Below are 16,904 nucleotides of genomic sequence, written 5' to 3' on the forward strand. Positions count from 1 at the left end.
ACGTTACCTAAATTATATCGTTTGTTAGCAAAACGGCAGTCGAAACTGCCGTAATGGTTCATGGTATGACTAGCCTAACAAGACGTATTAGTCGTAACTAAATACATCTCCACCATGAACATCAATCATTTCTAATGCTTTACCACCACCACGGGCAACACAAGTTAGTGGATCGTCAGCAATGATCACTGGAATGCCAGTTTCTTCCATTAACAAGCGATCAAGGTCTTTAAGTAAAGCACCACCACCTGTTAATACCATACCGCGCTCTGAAATATCAGAAGCTAGTTCTGGTGGTGACTGTTCCAATGCAACCATAACCGCACTGACAATCCCTGATAACGGTTCTTGTAAGGCTTCTAGAATTTCATTGGAGTTTAATGTGAATGAACGTGGCACACCTTCCGCTAGATTTCGACCACGTACTTCTAATTCTTTTACATCTTGAGATGGATAAGCAAAACCAATCTCTTGTTTTATACGTTCGGCTGTAGCTTCACCAATTAAGCTACCAAAATTACGACGAACATAGTTAATGATTGCTTCGTCGAAACGGTCGCCACCTATACGTACAGAAGACGAATAAACAACACCGTTTAGAGAGATGATAGCAACTTCTGTTGTACCACCACCGATATCAACCACCATTGAACCAGTTGCTTCAGAAACAGGCAGACCTGCACCGATTGCTGCTGCCATAGGCTCTTCAATCAAAAACACTTCTCGTGCACCAGCACCCAATGCTGACTCACGAATTGCTCGTTGCTCAACTTGAGTGGCACCACAAGGAACACAAACCAGTACTCGTGGGCTTGGGCGCAAGAAGTTATTGCTATGAACTTGTTTTATAAAGTGTTGTAACATTTTTTCAGTAACATAAAAGTCGGCGATTACACCATCTTTCATCGGTCGAATTGCTTTTATGTTGCCTGGCGTTCTACCCAACATTCTTTTCGCTTCGCCACCTACTGAGGCTACACTTTTAGGGCCACCAGCTCGTTCTTGACGAATAGCAACTACTGAAGGTTCATTAAGAACAATTCCTTGGTCTTTAACATAAATAAGAGTGTTTGCCGTACCTAAGTCGATAGACAAATCGTTTGAAAACATGCCGCGCAGATTTTTGAACATGGCGCTTTAACTTCCTTTGGAAAACTTCATCAAGATAATAACCACTAACTTTACCTAACGGTTATTGACTGAGCAAGAGTGTATTGTAAACAAATGCACTTTTCAGTGATTTAATTACAAAAAGTGGCTTTAATTTACCCTTATCTAAAACCTAGCGCTCTCTTTTGTAAATAATTCGCTCATTCCCTCGGAATCGCCCGAAGGTAACTTTCGTTGTTGGTAAGTTTAAATCGAGTGCATCATCAATACCATCACCATCAGCATCGGTAAATGTGCCTGTACCGCTCGCGTCCCAATCCCATCTCAAGAATGAGTTATCTAAACTTAAGTCAACGTCTATATTTACACTACCTATGTTTAAATTACCCGGCGCAGCAAATGGTAATGATACAAAGCCGGCTACCGCCGTTACGCTTGTTTGATTTTCAAAGTTTACCAACTGCGTTTGTGCATTAGTCGTGTCCAATGTGTATTTCGGTGGGTTATTCACAACATCAAACTGATTTAAACCATCAATTGTTATTGCGTCTTGCGAGAAAACGGTACAACTATCATTTTCTTGTCGCTGCCATAATCGACTTGAGTTGAAAATTTGTAACTCCCCTCGCCATGGCAAATTTTGCAGCTCTGAGCCAAAGGCATTATCTACTTTCATGCGACCATAAGCTAATTCAGGCCCTGCAATATTATTAAAGACTACCGACTTGTAGCTTGTATCAGTATTGTCATTTTTTATACCGACACCAAAACTATCAATAAAGGTACTGGCTAAAATTGTTAAATTAACATCTGCATTAAATGGTATATCGGGTGTTCGAGTTTTCAAATATTGCAGTAATTGATTCGAAATTTGATAGCTTCGACTGCCATCAACTTTATCAAGGTCGATTTCTGCGATAGTAAGATTATTGTTATTTACCCCAATATCATTGTTTACGTTTGCTGTGTTCTCAACGTAGGAGTTCCCTATCATTCCAGTACTGATGTCAGTAATGTTTTGTTGCCAATAATTTAGGACGTCTGCAAATTGCGTCACTTGATTAATTGCGTTTCGCGCCGTTAAGGTTACTTCCGGTTTAGTACTCCAATCAATTTCTTGTCCAATGTAAGAGAACATGTTGCAAGAACCAGCTAGCGTTGGTGTATTGACTGATGCGCTGTAATGATTAATTGCAAAAAAACCGTCCAGTGCACTGTCCGTTGTAATGCTTTGACCTAAGTAGTCGGTGTCGGTAAATGTCAGTTGCAACCTTGCGGCCTCATCATAATTTAAATCTAGCACTTTAGTATTAGCACTAGCGCTAACATCAACTATGCCACCACTTGAGTTCGGTACTATATTAACGCTATTGGCGATGACTAAATTCTCTAAGTCATTGGGGGTGAGAGAGGAATTAACAGACAGAATTTCTGCATCTGACGGCATGCTTCTATTGGCTTGTACTAAATATTTGCCTGACGGTACATAATTTTGCAGCACAGTGCCGTCGGCACACTGACCTGAGATCACAACTTGCTCATCAAGAGCAGCTAAATTATTTGCATTACCATCCGCCCATTGAGCAGATAGTTTGCTTGGTATATACCCTAAAACCGCAGAAGTACTTGAAAGTTTACCATCAGCATCATTCACAACAATTGAAATCTGCCCGGCTTCCGCATAGGAAACATCGATTTGAGCTTGTGCATTGGCATCAAATGCTACGTTTACAGCAGACCCTGTTTGGCCTTCGGTATGCCCCTGTCCTTGAATGTTTGCGGAGGCTGTATTTAAAACTGCTGCCCCATCTGGGTTTACATAACTATAACTAAAAGTAAGTGGGAAGTTACCACTTGCATACGCAGGCACGCACGCACCAACGACACCCGTATCCGGAGATTTAACAGCCTGAATAACAAAGGAGTTTGTAGTACATGATTGCGCGGTATTATTGTTGCCGGACGTCACAATAAAACCACTAGCAGATACATTATAATCACATGAGTTGCTGCCTGAACTTGTATTTACACATTCGACATTAGTAGCTAAGGAAGCATCACCCGTGAAACTAAAGACACCGGTATTTGTCTCAACAAACTGCGCATTATTAAGTACACCTGTAGTACCATCAATAGTATAGGTTGCTAAATCCGTTATCACGCCGGCAACATCTTTTTGTAACGTAAAGTCTATATTTGAACCTGTATATAGCGCTGAACAGTCCGCATTGGCACAAGCTTTAAGGTTTACCGTATGCGCGGCGCAAGATACTCCGGTTCCACTGTGACTAATTTCAATATGATCTAAACCTGCAGCACAAGGTCGAGTTTGTCGCATCAGCTTGTTCACTTGACCTTGAGAGTATGCAAAAGGAATAACATTTACTTCATCAATACTACCGTCAAATACTTTTAAAATGCGTGTGCCGGTATATAGATTGCCTATGTAAAAATTAGAATTTGTGTTTGGGATCAGAGTACTTGATTCTGGGTACTTACCATCTAACACACCATCTACATAAACACTAACGCGTTCGTTGCTTGGCAAGGAGCCATCAAACACAACTGCAACGTGATACCACTGATCGGTGTTAAACCTAGTTTGTGTTGCAAAGCGATTATTTTGACTATCAATATCTATATAAAGCCTGTTATTACCGCCATTTAAGAAAAACATCCCGTATGACATATTGCTATTAAAGTCAGGTCGCTTCGATAGTATCCCTCTTGCATTAGTACCATTAGTTTGTGTCAAACTATCCGCTTTAAACCAGGCGGATAATGTTATCTGTGAAGTATTATCTAGACTGTCACGGTCTTCAACTTCAATGTAATCATCCACTCCATCAAATACCCCATATCGACAAGTGCCTGGGGATCCTGGAATTGCCGAATCAAGAAAAGACGTGTTGGCACCCGTCCCATTTCCAAAGCCTAAAGCTTTACCATGAAATTCCGAACCTGAACTATCTAAAACTTCACCATTCGAACCGTCCCAACTAAATTCATCAAGTCGCCATTGTCCAGACGCACAGTTTCCCTCTACTAAAGATAATTCTGCGGCGGCCGCGTCACTGGTACTGCCATGACTTGTCAAAGTATGCAGCCTTAAATACTTGGCATTAGTCGAATCGAAACTGAAGTCTTGAAGACGGGTCGTATTTTCACCTTTAAAAATATAACTTGGAGTAATCGCAGTGCCTAACATTCTTAATTCGGTAATACCTGTATACGTTCGGTCTCCATGATTATTAATGGTGATAAATCTAACACCCGTAGCGCCGGAAACCTTATCCTCATCATCTAAAACAATTTGGTGAGGGCCTTTTGATTGTGGCAAATAAAACGAGTGTGCCGGTGTTACAGATTGACCCAATAATTCAATTTCTCGTGCACCTATGTAACTTGGATCACCATGATTGTTTATGGTAATAAACTTAATATCTGTGACCTGGTTAGCAACATCTTCTGGGTCTAGTCTAAAGGACTGCGGCGTTAAAGCCATTTGCGCTTCAAAAGTCTTGTTTTCTGTAACAGACGCTCCTCTAACTTCAAACTCTCTAGCCCCAATATAACTGCGATCGCCATGGTTATTTATCGTCACGAGTCGAACGCCGGTAACATTATTTACAACATCATTGGCATCTAGCGTGAAGGTTTGACCGGCATCTATTTGCTGAGCTTCAAAAATTGTTGTCTCGGATACGGCAGGCCCAATAATTTCAAATTCTTTCGCGCCTGTATATGTTGGGTCACCATGATTACTAATTGTCCGCAGTCTAACGCCTATTACATCGGTTGGAACATCATCAGGATCTAATATAAATTCCTGTTTAGCATCCGATTGAAGCGCAGTAAATATAGTCGTTTCACTAATCGACGGCCCAAGTATTCTAAATTCAGCGGCACCTGTATAATTTGGATCACCATGATTTGTCACGGTTTCCAGTCTAAATGCGGTAATGTCGGTTGGCAGGTTACTATTGTCTAATTCAAAGTATTGGCCGGCTGTACTCATTTGAGCCTGGAATGAATAGATGGGTCCTACCGTAGCGCCTGTAAGTCTTATTTCTCTGACACCTGTATAGCTTGGATCGCCGTGATTGGTATAAGTTTTAAAGCGCACCGCTGTGACGTTAGTTAGAGGTGTAATTGACCATGTTTGTACATCATTACTCATGGCCGCATTTATTGTTTCAGTACCATCAAGTAGCTGTGCATTCTGCCAAGCACCACCCGCTTGCTGGTATTGAATAGAGAAAGTAGCAACTGAGCGATCGTCGATGCCGTAATTGATTAATTCTATCGTATCAAGATTGATACTATCTCCTAATACACCATCACGATTTGTATCAAACGTAAAGTCAATCTCATTATCTTGTTTACGACTTAACCAACGAGTTGAATAATTACCGTCATGTATATTTTGTGAGCCCCAACTTGTGTTGTTATATTCTGAATCAACCCGCGATATAGAACCACCATGCGCGGGCAATGCAAAGTTATAACCAGCGACACCGGCAACACTATTGGGTACTTGAATATATTGCCAATTACTATCGGTAAGCGTTTGGAAAGCTAATTGGAAATCTTTAATCGAACGGTCGTCATTGCCGTAGTTTTTTAAATAAACACGTTCCACGGTGAATCTATCTAGTGGATCGGCAGTAACGCCATTACCGTTAACATCAAAAACAAAGTCGAGCTTAGAGTTAGCTTTTCTAGAAAGCCATCGAGTACTTTGGTCACCATCGTGAATATTTTTTGCGGCAAGTGATGTTGTATTGTACTCAGACTCGATGTAGCTTAATTCACCACCATTATTATCTAGTGCGAAATTAAAATTAGCTTCATTTGTGGTCGCGCCTGGCGCAGGAAGAAGTTTCCATATACCCAACGAGCTGGCAGTAAGCACTTCTATTTGAAACTCATTTATCGAACGGTCGTCATCGCCATAATTCTGTAATACAAAGCGGTCAAACATAAATGGCGCTTCAGAAAAACCGAACTCCAGAACATTATTGCTTTTACGGCTAAGCCATCGAGTCTGAGCGTTACCATCATGTATATTTGCTGCCGCCCAGTTCGTAGTATTGAGTTCACTATCGATGGCATTCAAAGTCGTACCGTTGTTAACTAATGCAAAGTTAAAGTTAACATCACCAATAGCCGCGCCTGGCACGGGAACATTCTGCCAAGTATTATTTGATGCTGTTGTAACTTGGATTTGGAACTGCTTTATAGACCTGTCATCATTACCATAGTTAAATAAGTAAAACTCCTCAAAGGTAAATTGATCTTCTGGTTCCCCTGCAACACCGTCTTCATTTGCATCAAAACGAAAGGCTAATTTAGAGCTTTGGTTCTGCGATAGCCATCTCGTGTTTTGATCGCCGTCATGAATATTGTCGGCGCCCCAGTTTGTGGTGTTTACCTGACTGCTAATTTCGGATAATAAGCCGCCATGATATGACAGCGCAAAGTTATAATTAGCTTCGCCCACTTGTGCGCCAGGTACCGTAATTTTTTGCCAATTAGGGTTACTAACTGTCTTTACCGCTACCTGAAATTGTTTAATAGAACGATCGTCGTTTTCGCCGTAATTTATCAGCCTGATTTGGTCAAGGTTAAACAAGTCATTTAGGTCTCCGTTAGCGCCGGATATACCGTTTCTGTCAGGATCAAAAGTAAATTCAATGCTGTTATTACCTTTACGACTTAACCAAAGCGTATTTTGATCACCATCGTTAAGATGATCGCCTGTCCAGTTTGTATTGTTGTACGCACTATCAACAAGACCTAAGATTCCTCCGTCAATATCCCTCGAGAAAATATATTCAGGATCGCCAGCCATGGAGTTTGGCACTTCTAGTCTTTGCCATGTTACGCCGTCTCTTGTGTACTCTATTTGAAACTCTTTTACGGCAATATCATCTGTACCAAAATTAAATACTTCTAACTCGTCAATAGTGATACCGTCACCAGTTGAGCCGTTCCAGTCTGTATCAAAGTTATATTCAATAACGTTTCGAGCCGTCCTCGATATCCATCGAGAAGAGGTGTCACCATCATTAATATGTTCACCGGCCCATGTAGTTGCGTTGTATTCCCCATCAATGCTGACAATGCGCGCCCCTTGTGCCCAACTTAAATAATTGATCAGGCCAGTGGGGTTTTCTTCCGCTACAATTGGAATCCAACCAGCTGTTCCAAAGTCACCAGCAAGGGCATCGTCAGAGGTGGTCAGTAAGGCAAACTCTTTTATATTGCGGCCGCTATTCGTGTAGTTTTTTAATTTAAGCCCTTCAAAACATTTCGGATCGCCCGTTGAGCTTAAAAGAAAGTTAATATCGTTGGTTTGATCTCTGCTCAACCAGCGAGTTCTGTCATTGCCATCAATTAAGTTTGTCGCTGCCCATGTAGTATCGTTATATTGCGTTTTTACGCCGGTAACCACAGAGTCTTCAAAACCTTCGGCTTGCACCGGTTGAGCAAGCAGAATTGCAACCGTAGGTATAACTAACGTATGAGACATAATGGAAAAAAGCAATTTGTTATTCATTTGCAATTGCCTCAACTTCTATTGTTCTACTTACACAGAGCTCATTGGCTAAACACCTGGAATCTATTGATTGTTTATTTGCGTTAGATCCCTGCAAAAAGGCTTTGCAAATACCGGTACTAACAACCTGATAGTAGCTAACATCAGAAACCGTTTGCTCTTTACAACTTGTTAACACGTTGCAATGTAATAACCCATCTGTATAAAAATATGTTTGTTGTGTTGCCACACAATTAGGTGCTAGACCACTTATTGGAAATAATTGTTGTAGCGCAATTTCATTGCCACTCTCTGCCGCTAGCAAAGCTCGCGTGCCTAAAATTTCATTAATGTTCTGATCAGTACTAGACGAAATAGTTTGGGTGATCCCCAGACTTAAAATCGCAAAAACTACGATTAAAAATACAGCAACTATAAGACTACTGCCGCGTTGCAATTCTTTTTTATTTGAACAGACATTAAGGAACATTTGGAATATGCACCTCTTGATTAAAAAACATATTTTCACTTTGATTGGCAGAAAATTCAAAATACAGGTTCACTACAGAATTTCGATACAAGGCCCCAGGTCTATAATTAAAAGGAGGCTCTAGTGCTAAGTCATTCGTTAAACCTTCAGCCATTAAGTCTCCAATTGCCATCACTATGCTTGCTGGAAAGAAAAAACCAGATATAGACGGCTGCTCATATCGATAAATACTATTATTCGCTAAACAATAATAAACGGAAGTTCGCGCCGTATAAAAACGTTTATTAGGTGATGAAAATGGAAACGTATTGCTCCTAGTAAAAGTTATACGGTAGTTAGGGCTTGCAGGATTTGGTGTTGCTGTTGAAATAGACGCCCACTGAGTATCTGATAAATAAATATCACGAGATGTTTGCGGAAACACATAAAACCTATCATTTAGCGCGTAACTGCCTGACCAACTAACAATGTCAATTTCTGTTCCAGATTTTGGTGAAAATGGTGGTTGTATGGCATTTGCATCATCTCGGTAAGCTCCTGATGCCTTAATTGGTACAAAGTTTATACAGGCTCTATCTGGTGAAATCCTCACGCTATTTGGCACGCTGGCTCTTAACTCTCTAGTTAGTCGCTCGACAACAAAACGGCTTTTACTTAAAACATGCTGGCGATCGGTTGCTTGCAAATAGATTTGCGTTCCAAAAACAATAAACTTCGATGTAGCAATTGCCAATATGCCCAAAATCACGATGACTAACACTAGCTCTATCAAAGTAAAGCCTTGGTTCGACACCCGTCGTTCTAACTTCCTCATTAGTAGTTAGTCCTGTATGACGTGTAATTGATAACTTCACCTTTGGGTGGTGTTACTGAAACCGTAATTCGCTTCGCTAGTCTTGGGTTTAAACCAATGTCATTACCCGCATAAGTAACATATACATTGACCGTAAATGCTCTATATACTTCCAATAAACTGGTATTTTCTATGTTCGTGATTTGATCGCCCAAAAGACTTAAACAATGAAAGTCGTCAATGTCATCATAAACATCTCGACTGTTCTCCTCTACCCAATCCCGAGGTTGTCCCGGACTCGGGCAATCAGGGAGCGCATTTACGCATGCCGTTCCACCCGCCTCATCACAACGAATTAAGCTGCCTCCAGTTGGAGAATTCTCGTCATAGCGACGCGCATTTATTTCATTCATTATAGATTGGGCTAATTCTGCTGAGCGCACCTGAAACCAAGGATTAGTACTTTTTTCCGCCTGTGGGACCAACACTCCAGTAAGTAACAATAATGCCGCGGATAAGGCAACTATTCCGACAATAAGTTCAATTAATGTAAATCCCTTATTATTGACAAACATTGATATAACCTTGGTTGTTAATACACACAGCGTAATTAGTCTCTATTGTAATTTTGCAGCCTGGTTTTGTGCAATTCCCGACATTAGTAACCGCACGACCCCAACTATCAAAATCTATGGTAGAGATGGCGCTACCTTGACGGTTTGTCGCCGTATAACCTGATAGCTCTTCAATAACCAAAAAGTCTAGTGTTTGATTATTGCTTGTATCCACAACGCCTGTAGCGCAACCACCAATATTGGCGCCTGCCGTAATTTGGGCAGACAAGCCTATTTTATCCGCTAGAAATAAAACTCGGTGACATGTGAACGCATCATCTTGAGTGTTTTGCATTGCGCGTGATTGAACGGTTCTTAATAAAGACACCAGTTGGTCGCGCTGGGAAATGAGTTGATATTCAGAGGTACCTTGTAGTTTAGGCAATACGGTGATCCCTAATACTGAAATCAGGAGAATTACTACGATTAATTCAACAAGTGTAAAACCCGCTGACTTGATCAATTTGCTCCTCAATATCGGAACCTCTGATTAAAAAGAGGCAAAGATTTTGCCTCTATATATTTACAATCGTCTAACTTAACAGCCGCTTGTTGTTAATGTTACAGATGCTGGAGTTATTACTGATGGGTTACCTGACGCAGATGCTTCTGTAAACTCTACATAACATGCGGTATCGCCGCTAAAGGCTGCATCGCCATCATAAGAACCTGCTGGGTAGATTCGAGCCGCTGTGCCGCCAGAATTAACCGCAACTTCCCAATCGATGCCTTCAGCTATTGCCGAATTTGAAGCAGCTACTTGAGAAATGTCTAAAATAGCGGCCATAGATTCAGCGGCTGGGTAACCGTAAACAACAGAAATAGCTGGATTTGTTGTTGTTTCGGTTGCTGCGTTTGCTTTACCTTGCACTAACGCTTTTGAGTAAACGATGTTTGAAGCGCTTTTTAACGATGCAGATAAACCCTGAACCGTTGAGGCTTTAGCATCGCCCTGTAAATCTAAAAACTTAGGTGAAGCAGTAACGGCTAGAATACCTAAAATAACAATTACGATAATCAGCTCGATTAACGTGAAACCTTGTTGAGTGTTTTTCATCGTATACCCTTACTAGTTTTTGAATACTGTAATTTGACCGTTATCGGCATTATATTCAAAACCTTGACGATCAGCAGTTGTCGCTGCGTTATTTACATAAGTTGCAGATATTGTGTCACCGTTTTCTAAGCCTTGCGCTAAGACAAACTGACACTCATTATTTGCAGAAAAACGGACAATATAACGTTCGCCATCGTAAGTATTAGCACCATCCGCTATTACCGTTGTTGGCGCAGACTGGAACATGCTTTGGAATACAAACTCACAGCTTGCAGCTGTCATTGCTGACGCAGTTGCTTCATTTGAGTTACCTGCAGGGTAACCTGAATCTGTTACGTCTAAGGCAATACCATCGTAATTAATATTTGTATTACCGCTTGGACGTCCAGCTAGTTCCCATTCAGCACGAACAAGGCCAACTGCACTAGCAAATCCACCAGCAACACCCTCTACTGAAGCGTCACGAGCATCGTCTGTCACATCTAATAAACGAGGCACAGCGGCTGCACCTAAGAAACCAAGAATAATCACAACGATTACTAGCTCGATTAACGTAAAACCTTGTTGTCTTTTCATTTTTTAAAACCTCAGTAAAAATTTAAATTTAGTCTATATAAAAATTGTTGTTGTTAAAACATTTATCCTACTTTATCGGTAAATTTATCAGAAAATTAATGGTTCTGAGTCATTCGCCCGACATGTGTATCATATTCAAGTACTTTTTTATTCACGCCAGCACTTTGCCAAAAATAAGTGCAGGAAGTACGTTGTTGTACAATTTCAATTGTCGATGTATCACTTTCTATTAATTGCGTTTCAGCAAAATAAACCCAAAGTTGCTCGCAATTCAACAATGCTGTGCCTCCACCAATATTCAATGGCCAACCCGATTTGTTCATCTGAACTTCAATTTTTTTTGAGTTATTCGCTGTTTCATAATAATCCAGCGTCATAAGAGTTGGCTTGCCCGTTGTAATCCATTGCTGATGCATATGGCTAACCGACTTTACAAATCTATCCGCCATTAATGATGCTTTGTATTCGCCAACATCGTCATATACGTCGGACAAATAGCGACTAGCAGAAAAAAACAACACAGCAATTAACATAAGTCCTATTAACACTCTAAAAAACCAGTGTTCTGTTAATGACTCTTCTTTTTGCCGAAGGTTTTTCATCTACTAACCTTTGAATGCAGACATCATGTCCCACATAGGCGTAAATATACCAAGCGCTAACACACCAACCATAATCGCGACAAAACCTATTAATATTGGCTCTATCTTTGCTGTTAAGCTCTTTAAATCAAAATCAACTTCTCGTTCATAGTAATCAGCAGCCTCTTTCAAGAGCTCATCCACTCGTCCGGTTTCTTCACCAACAGCGACCATTTGTAAAACTAATGGAGAAAACAAATTACTACTTACAGATACTCTCAACAAAGAGTCGCCCTTTTCTATATTACGGCGCATTTCTTTGATTTGCGTTTCCATAAATTTGTTATCGACCGCCTCGGCAACTAGTGATAACCCAGAGGTCATAGGCACTCCAGACTCTAATATCATTGAGAAACTTCGAGCATATCGCCCTAATAGGCTTCGCTCGATAATTGAGCCAACAAAAGGTATCGATAATTTAATTTTATCCCAGCGTAATTGTCCTGATGCTGACTTTCGCCAACTATTGAATATCAAAATACTGCCAATAATAAATATAAACAGCCACTGCCAATAATTTACAAAGAAGTTTGATGTACCAATTAAAATCTTCGTTGCTAACGGCAAGTCGGCGCCCAATTTTGAGAACATGGTAGCGAACGTCGGTATAACTAATAAATTTAATACGAACATCGCAATCACTATCACGACTAAAACCGTGGTTGGATAACGCATTGCTGACTTGATGCGCTTCCTTGTTTCTTCGTCACGCTCAAAGTACTCAGCTAACTGTAAAAATGCATCTTCCAGTCGACCGGTATTTTCACCAACATGAACAATACTTATTGCTAAACGCGGAAAGATTTTAGGGTGACTTGCCATCGCGGCCGACAACGAACGACCTCGTTCTAATTGTTGAGCAACATCTGCAAGCGTACGACCTAATGCTTTATTGGTAGAGCTATCCGCTAAGCCTAAAATTGCTCTTATCATAGGAATACCCGCTTTCGTAAGCGAGTACATTTGTCTCGAAAAAACAACTAGATGCTGAGTCGTGACTCGATCAAAGAGGTTATCGAATAAACCGGAGCCTTCTTCCTTTTCCTCAGTCAACGTAATTTTAGTCGGGTACTCCTGACGCGCTAATAATACGTCAGCGGCTGCACCTTCATTCGTGGCTTCAATCTGGCCTCGAATACTCTTGCCTTTGGCATCTTTTGCTTCATACAAGAAAAATGGCATCGTTCAATCCAACCTTAGTACGTTGCAGTATCTGCAACTACTTCCGAAATTCGTAACACTTCTTTAATACTAGTTATGCCTTCTTGAGCATAATCTAAAGCGGCTTGACCAAGCGTTTGATAACCCGGTAACGCTTTTGCAGCGTTTGAGAATGCTTCTGTATCACCGTTACGCAACGCCGATATCAGAGTCTCATTAGTCATTTCTAATAATTCATAAATACCGACTCGCCCTTTATAGCCTGTACCGTTACAATTTTGACAACCAGTACCATGGCTAAACTTAGCGCCACTCATGTCTTTACGAGCTATATTTGAAACCCACGTTAGCTCTTGTGGATCAGGAGTATAATCCGTTTTGCACACATCACAGACTCGCCTAACTAGTCGCTGCGCAAGTACTGCGCGCAAAGAGCTTGCCACTAAGTATGGAGCTGCACCCATATCAATTAATCGTAATGCAGTAGAAATGGCATCGTTGGTATGCAAAGTAGATAAAACCATGTGTCCAGTTAGTGCGGCACGCAAACCAATTTCTGCGGTCTCTTGATCTCGAATCTCACCGACCATAATAACATCTGGATCTTGACGTAATGCCGTTCTTAATACAGAAGAAAATGACAAATTGATCTTGGTATTTATTTGAACTTGGTTAATGCGCGGTAGTTGATACTCAACTGGATCTTCTACCGTGATGATTTTACTCTCAGCATTATTCAGTTCACTCAAACAACCATATAGCGTCGTTGTTTTACCAGAACCTGTTGGTCCAGTAACTAAAAACATACCATTTGGACTTTTCACCAACTTTCTTACTTTCATAAGAATGTGAGGTGGCATACCCGTCGCTTCTAAACTCAGTAGACCGGCAGATTGGTCCAGTAGTCGCATTACTACTGATTCACCATGTTGAATTGGCATAGTCGAAATACGAACATCAATTTCATGTCCTTTGACCTTTATATGAAATCGACCATCTTGAGGTAAACGCTTTTCGGAAATATCTAAGCCAGCAACTAGCTTTAAACGCAGTACAAGTGCTGGTGCAATGTTTACTTCATTTAAGATGCTTTCCTGCAAAATGCCGTCAACACGTGTACGAATTCGAAGGCTATTTTTGTCTGGCTCAATATGAATATCGGATGCGCGGACCTGAACGGCATCCTCAAATAATGAGCGAAGTAACTTGGCAACAACTGTGTCACCCTCATCACCACCGTCCATTGCAGCAAAATCAAAATCAGCGCTTTCTTCATATTCCGCTTGCAGTTGGTGAGCAAATTGCTCAATTTCTTTTGTTCTGCGATACAGTGAGTCAAATGCAGATAGGAGCTGACTTTCACGAACCGCCACAATCTCAATGGATTTAGAGCCAAACTGGTTTGATAGCTGCTCAATAGCCGATAAGTCTGCTGGGTCTGACATACCAATCGTCACACTATCTTCTGTACTTTCTAGTACTAGCGCTCGAAGTCTGCGGGCATGAACCTCAGATAACTCTGAGGCGAGCTTAGGATCAATTTGTACGTTAGCGATATTAATGAAGCGAAGGTTTAACTGTTGCGCTAAAAAGCGTAACAACTGTTCTTCCGTTATGAAACCTGAGTCAATTAGTACTGAGCCAAGTTTTCGGCCAGATTCTTTTTGTGCCGACAGCGCCGACATCAGTTGATCATTGCTGATGATTTCCTCATCAACTAACAGGTCACCCAATCGTTTCTTTAATTTTGGAGCCGCCATGATTACCCTTGTAAAACGTCAATTCTGTTTTGCGAAAACGATATTGATTGCGAAGAAACTCCACCAACATCTAATACTTTTTTATAACTTGAGATAGCATCCGAAGCTTTACCCAAACTGTCTTGAGCTATTGCTAAGCCAAGCCACCAGTTGCCCACAAAAGGTTCTAGTTTGGTTAACTGTGCGTAAGCCGCCTCTGCTTTAGCATAATATTTTAGCTCTCGAGCTAAATTCCCTTTTAGGGTATAAAATTCTTTCGAAGCATTTTCTAGATTCACATCTAAATATGAAAAGGCGCCAGCCGCGTTATTATCTTTGAAAAATATTTTCGCGGCGGTAACTCGCCACTCTTCTATTAATGGATATCGTTGTAATCCATCATTAATAATTGAAACTGCTTTGTTACCTTCACCTCTGCCATACCAAGCAGCCGCCAATAAGTTTCTCGCTTCGACGTTGCTGTCTGATATCGATAAAATGCGAGTAAGCTGCTCAATAGCTTCTGTAACATAACCTCTATCGTAAGACTCTTTTGCTTTACTGAGTAGCTTAGCTATGCGCTCTTGTGGCGTTAATTCAGATGATGTTTTTTCAATAACAAATACTTGCGGTTTTTCTGAAGCTGATGGTTTTGATGAAGTTGTGACTTCAGCATTTTTAGCAGTGCTAGTTGAACTAGTGCTACGTGATGATTCAGTCGCGACGTTATTTGATGAGCTTTCAGTTAAATTAGTAACTGAGTTTGTCGTTAATGAATTCGCTTCCTTTTCCGTTAACTCGTCTAATTCAGGGGTTGGCTCAGGCGCTGATTGAGAGGACTGCTCCACCACCGGCTGCTGTTTGACAAGCTTGTCAGGGCTTACGTCTTGTATCACGGTCTGATTAGACTCTGGTTCTATAGGTAGTGCTTCTGAATACTCTACCGGTGCTTGTACTGCTATGTCAGCTGTCGCTGGCTCTGTTTCAGTTGAATCAACTTCTACAACAACGCCATCAATAACTTTTTGAGAATTTGATAACGTCGAGGGGGCTTGCGTATTAGCACCCGGTGTTCCATTAAAAATTTGCCAACTTATGGTTGCCAATAAGATCACAATCACGATAAGTAAAACGATTGACCCTTTGCCAATTAATGTTGCGCTTGCTGTTGATGGCGAATTCGCAGGCCCTGAATTAATGCTAGTCTCTGGCTGCTCTTGTCTATTATCTAAATCTTTAAGCATTTTATTAATCACACTCACTGCATCCACTCCTGAACAGCCGGTACATCAATTACAAATAATGTAATTACTGCAGTTAATACCATTAGCATCGCAACAATCGCTATTGTTGCTACATCCACTTTTTTTGCATCAATGGCATCTGTGTCTTGGGCGGCAAGCCGGATATGCTTTTTATTCACGGTTTGTTCCCCTTCGCCATAAACTAACATCAATGCTTTATGACACATCACATTCACTAACCTTGGTACGCCGTTACTGTATTTGTGCAATGCAGCAAGCGCCCTACTATCAAATAAATTACCTGAGTCAAATCCGGCCACTAAGAGTCTATGCTGAACATATTGGTTTAACTCACTTGGAGTCAAACCTCTAAGTTGATACGAAAAAGTAATCCTCTGACGGAGTTGACGGAGTCTGTGTGTCGCTAACATTTTATCTAACTCAGGCTGTCCAAAGAGAACGACCTGAATTAATTTTCTTGATTCGGTTTCAAGATTGGTAAACAGCCTTAATGCCTCAAACGTTTCCCAAGGTATGGTCTGCGCTTCATCAATTATTAAGACTACACCTTTACCTTGTTGATTATGTTCTAGTAGTTTTAACTGTATTTTTTGGCTTAACTGCTGTTGATTGATCCTGCTTAGGCCTTTAATACCTAATTCACTCGCCAAGGCATAACGCATTTCTTCAGGGCTTAAAGCCGGATTTGGGATATAAGCCACTTCAAAAGCATCAGGTATTTCATTTAATAACTTTCTACAAAGCAGCGTTTTTCCTGTACCAACTTCACCAGTTACTTTGATAAAGCCTTCACCGGTTTTTAGTGCCGTTAATAAAACCTGCATCGCTTCAGAGTGGCTTTGCAGCGGCAAATAAAAATTAGTGTTTGGGGTTAGAGAAAAAGGAAGCTCTCTAAGCCCAAAGTGGTACAAGTACAT

The 16,904-nt window shown here is 40.9% G+C and carries 13 protein-coding genes; all 13 read right to left on the reverse strand.

All coding sequences use genetic code 11. The annotated features are described in order from the left end of the window. Positions 1-87: 87 nt before the first annotated feature. Positions 88-1,131: a rod shape-determining protein gene (locus ACZ1GV_RS11950; RefSeq protein ID WP_155696002.1), complete on the reverse strand. Its 1,044-nt coding sequence runs from the start codon at positions 1,129-1,131 to the stop codon at positions 88-90. Between the two features lie 151 nt (positions 1,132-1,282). Further along, positions 1,283-7,672: a DUF6701 domain-containing protein gene (locus ACZ1GV_RS11955; protein ID WP_472674358.1), complete on the reverse strand. Its 6,390-nt coding sequence runs from the start codon at positions 7,670-7,672 to the stop codon at positions 1,283-1,285. Beyond that, positions 7,665-8,141 carry a hypothetical protein gene (locus ACZ1GV_RS11960; protein WP_472674359.1) on the reverse strand — a complete coding sequence of 159 codons (477 nt, stop codon included), beginning with the start codon at positions 8,139-8,141 and terminating at the stop codon, positions 7,665-7,667. The genes ACZ1GV_RS11955 and ACZ1GV_RS11960 overlap by 8 nt, the downstream gene beginning before the upstream one ends. Beyond that, positions 8,131-8,955, reverse strand: a complete 825-nt coding sequence (locus tag ACZ1GV_RS11965) for a PilW family protein (RefSeq protein ID WP_472674360.1) — start codon at positions 8,953-8,955, stop codon at positions 8,131-8,133. Before ACZ1GV_RS11965 ends, ACZ1GV_RS11960 begins: the two co-directional genes overlap by 11 nt. Beyond that, complete coding sequence (locus ACZ1GV_RS11970) at positions 8,955-9,509, reverse strand: type IV pilus modification PilV family protein (RefSeq protein WP_472674361.1); 555 nt, start codon at positions 9,507-9,509, stop codon at positions 8,955-8,957. Before ACZ1GV_RS11970 ends, ACZ1GV_RS11965 begins: the two co-directional genes overlap by 1 nt. Continuing rightward, positions 9,496-10,011, reverse strand: a complete 516-nt coding sequence (locus ACZ1GV_RS11975; protein WP_472674362.1) for a pilus assembly FimT family protein — start codon at positions 10,009-10,011, stop codon at positions 9,496-9,498. The genes ACZ1GV_RS11970 and ACZ1GV_RS11975 overlap by 14 nt, the downstream gene beginning before the upstream one ends. Positions 10,012-10,086: 75 nt before the next feature. After that, positions 10,087-10,605, reverse strand: coding sequence for a prepilin-type N-terminal cleavage/methylation domain-containing protein (locus tag ACZ1GV_RS11980; protein WP_472674363.1), 519 nt, complete (start codon positions 10,603-10,605; stop codon positions 10,087-10,089). Between the two features lie 12 nt (positions 10,606-10,617). Continuing rightward, a complete protein-coding gene (locus ACZ1GV_RS11985; RefSeq protein ID WP_472674364.1) occupies positions 10,618-11,181 on the reverse strand; it encodes a type II secretion system protein in 564 nt (187 codons plus the stop codon). 95 nt (positions 11,182-11,276) lie between these two features. Then, on the reverse strand, positions 11,277-11,783 hold the full coding sequence (locus tag ACZ1GV_RS11990; protein ID WP_472674365.1) for a hypothetical protein: 507 nt from the start codon (positions 11,781-11,783) through the stop codon (positions 11,277-11,279). Between the two features lie 3 nt (positions 11,784-11,786). After that, on the reverse strand, positions 11,787-13,004 hold the full coding sequence (locus tag ACZ1GV_RS11995; protein WP_210560994.1) for a type II secretion system F family protein: 1,218 nt from the start codon (positions 13,002-13,004) through the stop codon (positions 11,787-11,789). A 14-nt stretch (positions 13,005-13,018) separates the two neighbouring features. Next, positions 13,019-14,743, reverse strand: a complete 1,725-nt coding sequence (locus ACZ1GV_RS12000; RefSeq protein WP_472674366.1) for a GspE/PulE family protein — start codon at positions 14,741-14,743, stop codon at positions 13,019-13,021. Positions 14,744-14,745: 2 nt separating this feature from the next. Further along, entirely contained in the window at positions 14,746-15,984 is a 1,239-nt protein-coding gene (locus ACZ1GV_RS12005; protein WP_472674367.1) for a tetratricopeptide repeat protein, read from the reverse strand. After that, the gene (locus ACZ1GV_RS12010) at positions 15,981-16,904 is read right to left on the reverse strand and encodes an ExeA family protein (protein WP_472674368.1); all 924 of its coding nucleotides are present in this window, start codon (positions 16,902-16,904) and stop codon (positions 15,981-15,983) included. Before ACZ1GV_RS12010 ends, ACZ1GV_RS12005 begins: the two co-directional genes overlap by 4 nt.

It is taken from the genome of Psychrosphaera sp. HA2-10 (assembly GCF_055693745.1).

Bases quoted from the DNA above. Each gene is read 5' to 3' on its own strand.
- ACZ1GV_RS11950 (WP_155696002.1), bottom strand. From the start codon at position 1,131: ATGTTCAAAAATCTGCGCGGCATGTTTTCAAACGATTTGTCTATCGAC.
- ACZ1GV_RS11955 (WP_472674358.1), bottom strand. From the start codon at position 7,672: ATGAATAACAAATTGCTTTTTTCCATTATGTCTCATACGTTAGTTATA.
- ACZ1GV_RS11960 (WP_472674359.1), bottom strand. From the start codon at position 8,141: ATGTTCCTTAATGTCTGTTCAAATAAAAAAGAATTGCAACGCGGCAGT.
- ACZ1GV_RS11965 (WP_472674360.1), bottom strand. From the start codon at position 8,955: ATGAGGAAGTTAGAACGACGGGTGTCGAACCAAGGCTTTACTTTGATA.
- ACZ1GV_RS11970 (WP_472674361.1), bottom strand. From the start codon at position 9,509: ATGTTTGTCAATAATAAGGGATTTACATTAATTGAACTTATTGTCGGA.
- ACZ1GV_RS11980 (WP_472674363.1), bottom strand. From the start codon at position 10,605: ATGAAAAACACTCAACAAGGTTTCACGTTAATCGAGCTGATTATCGTA.
- ACZ1GV_RS11985 (WP_472674364.1), bottom strand. From the start codon at position 11,181: ATGAAAAGACAACAAGGTTTTACGTTAATCGAGCTAGTAATCGTTGTG.
- ACZ1GV_RS11990 (WP_472674365.1), bottom strand. From the start codon at position 11,783: ATGAAAAACCTTCGGCAAAAAGAAGAGTCATTAACAGAACACTGGTTT.
- ACZ1GV_RS11995 (WP_210560994.1), bottom strand. From the start codon at position 13,004: ATGCCATTTTTCTTGTATGAAGCAAAAGATGCCAAAGGCAAGAGTATT.
- ACZ1GV_RS12000 (WP_472674366.1), bottom strand. From the start codon at position 14,743: ATGGCGGCTCCAAAATTAAAGAAACGATTGGGTGACCTGTTAGTTGAT.
- ACZ1GV_RS12010 (WP_472674368.1), bottom strand. From the start codon at position 16,904: ATGTACTTGTACCACTTTGGGCTTAGAGAGCTTCCTTTTTCTCTAACC.